Source organism: Frankia sp. CcWB2 (genome assembly GCF_977927585.1).
The window spans coordinates 5,213-7,956 of sequence record NZ_CDWRCM010000142.1; the positions used below are offsets into that span (position 1 = coordinate 5,213).

The window sequence follows — 2,744 nt, forward strand, 5'->3', positions numbered from 1 at the left end:
ATGGCCTCTACAGGCTTCCGCATTCCGCACCTCCCCTTCCGGTGGGTGTATAGGGGTTGGAATCCCGCCTTCAGGCAGGGGAGAACGTCAAATGTGCCATCCCCTCTTCATCCCAGAAAGACTATGTTCCGTAGTCGGCTGATCGTCGAAGCCGGCCGATGATCCGTTTGCGGACCTCGTCGAGCACACTAGTCTCTGTTGCTGATGGTAGCGATTCACTCTCTCTCGGTTCTGGAGGAAGTGTGGACAAGTCCGTGAGGCGGAAAGCCGCGGTTGTCGCGGTGTCTACGGCGGCGGCAGTGTTCGTCACCGTGGGGCCGGCGGCTACGAGCGCGCTGGCGTCGAGCTATCTCGGTGGCCCGGTGGATGAAAAGATCGCCAAGGATCACTGGGACCGTTGGGACGGTAAGGACCGTTGGGACGGTAAGGACCGTTGGGACGGTAAGGACCGTTGGGACGGTAAGGACCGTTGGGACGGTAAGGACCGTTGGGACGGTAAGGACCGTTGGGACGGCAAGGACCGGCACCACAAGGACGACTGGGATTGGGATTGGGACTGGGACTGAGTTGACGAGAGGACCCGGACGGAACGCCACTGAAATACAGCGAACCGCTAGGGAGTCGAAATGAAATAACTTGCGCGTTTCGAACCCTCCACAGCCCTGTGACCTGCGATGATGCTCTCGATCACGTATTTGTTACTTCATTACGTCCCCTAGGAGAGACGTGTAGCGGGGTTGGCCAGGGCGTCCGGAACGGATTCCAATCGGCAATGCTCGCCCGGGTTCTCCGGCCACCGCGGCGCCGGACATCGTAGCTCTGCGATGTCCGGTGCTCGCGTCCTGTGGCCGCCGCGCGCGGGTGGCGGGAAGGCGGCGCTCCGGCTCCCCTCCAGCTTCACCATTCTCCTCGGTCGCCCCCTCCTTACCGGTTTTGTGGCGTGGAGGCCCCGCCGTTTACGGCGGGGAGAAAACGCCGTCCTATCGGGGCATCAGTTGTCCTTCCTTCCGTAGAATTGAGGGTCGAACGGGTGTTCCGTGGATCTGGCAGGTCCTGAGATCGCAGCCACACTCCTGGCGGTTGCCGCGGCAATCGCAGTCTGCTGCGGACTGCTCCCGTCGACCGCGGGACGCGGCGACCGTCGGCGGCGCGTTGACGACCTGGACCGCTGTGCCTGCAATATTGCAGGCGCAGCGGCTACAGTAAGGTCATGGCCGTGATCGACTGTTCGGCGTTGGTGCGAACGCTGACAGACCACAGCGCGGGCGGGGTCGCCGTGCGCCGTCGACTCGCGGTGTCGAATCGTTCGCGGCACCCGGCCTGCTCGACTACGAGATGATTTCGGCCTTGTTCGGAATGCGCCGGGGAGGCAAGCTGACCGAGCGGGAGACAGCGAAGGCCATCGCCTCGAACCCTGGCCTCAGTCCCACCACGCCAGACCTCGTCGAAGCAGCCACCCACCCCGAAACAATCAGAGCCGTCGTCGCCCTCCTCACCGCCCGCGGCCACCCCCGAAGAGCCGACTTGACTGACAAGATCATGGTCCGGTGGTCGGGGGCCGACTTCAACGGCAAAAGGACGCCCACGGATTTTGCCATCGAAGTTGATCTGCCCAGGTCACGGCTGTCGACGGGCCGAGATGCCTGTCACCGGACACCTGAGCAGGGGAGATGTCCAGTGACCGCGCCGCCCGTGACATCATCTACCGAATCGAACGGGTGTTCTGTAGTCCTGGCGGTTCCGGACACCTCGACCCGTCTCGCGACCGTGATCGTCGGGGCGGGCCCGCATGCCTCAGCCGTTCCGCTCGGCGCCGGAGGACAGCAGGTATCGGGCACGGGTCGCGAACAGCGTGTCGTTCGTTCGTTCCACTCGCCAGAACCGCCAGTCGCCCGGGTTGGGCGCTCCGGTGGAGCAGCCTTGGCTGCGGCGCTCGCCGAGCGGTAGACCTCGCCGGAGGCCGTGCGGATCCGGCCGTCGGCCGTCAGGGTCGCTGGGAACAGCCGACCGCTGCGGCGCCCGACGAGCCGCTCGCCAGCGCGCAGGAGGCCAGCGTCGATCAAGTCTGCCAGGGTCGCGTTGTAGCGATGCCGCCGCGGGCGTGCTTCGTCGTAACCGCCGGCAACATCTCAAGGCACACTGAGAGCACGGGCGATCCGTCGCTGTTCGCTCTCGTAGGCCACTGCCATCCGGTCGGCCTGGCTTTTCGGGATGCCGAGCCCGGCTGCGGCCTGCCGCCAGCCCGCCGTGGCGGTCTCCACCTCCCTGACGAGGTCGCGGGCCCTCGGCGGCGACAAGCGGAAGTAGTTGCCCACCGACAGCGCGAGGTCGATGCTTGCGTCGGTGTTGTCGAGATCGACGGCCGTGCTCAGCCGGGCCGGATTGTCCGGATTGGGGTTGAGGTCGTAGGCAGGAGAGAGCGCCCAGCCGTCTCGCTCGCGCAGGAACGCGTGATTGCGCAGGTGGTCGTCAGTGTTTCCGGTCAGGATGGAGAACAGGATCCGCCGGTAGAGCTCACGCAGGTCGGCGTCAGCTCTCGGCGAGTAGCGTTCGATCACTTCGGCGATCTCGAGGTAGCTGCGGAGGTCCTCGTCGGAGGCCTCGAGCATGGTCAGGGCGCTTGCGAACCCCAGACGCCGCGCGCCGATGCGGTCGAAGCGGCTCAGGAGTAGTACGTGCCGGCCGGCAACGGTCAGCAGTTCCGACTCCGCCACGGTAAGCCCCGCTCTGCGAGCGAGTCTCAG

Annotated in this window: 2 protein-coding genes and 1 pseudogene; 1 reads left to right on the top strand and 2 read right to left on the bottom strand. The window is 65.4% G+C overall.

Going from position 1 to position 2,744, the window contains the following annotated elements:
- The first annotated feature begins 281 nt into the window (after window positions 1–281).
- Window positions 282–566, top strand: coding sequence for a hypothetical protein (locus ACY45C_RS14950; RefSeq protein WP_462188210.1), 285 nt, complete (start codon window positions 282–284; stop codon window positions 564–566).
- Between the two features lie 1,080 nt (window positions 567–1,646).
- Here the strand turns inward: ACY45C_RS14950 and ACY45C_RS14955 are convergent.
- Window positions 1,647–2,096 (bottom strand): annotated as a pseudogene (locus tag ACY45C_RS14955) (restriction system modified-DNA reader domain-containing protein); the annotation flags it as partial.
- 33 nt (window positions 2,097–2,129) lie between these two features.
- Window positions 2,130–2,744 (bottom strand): type II toxin-antitoxin system HipA family toxin (locus ACY45C_RS14960; RefSeq protein ID WP_462188211.1); only part of this gene is annotated, 615 nt, incomplete at its 5' end.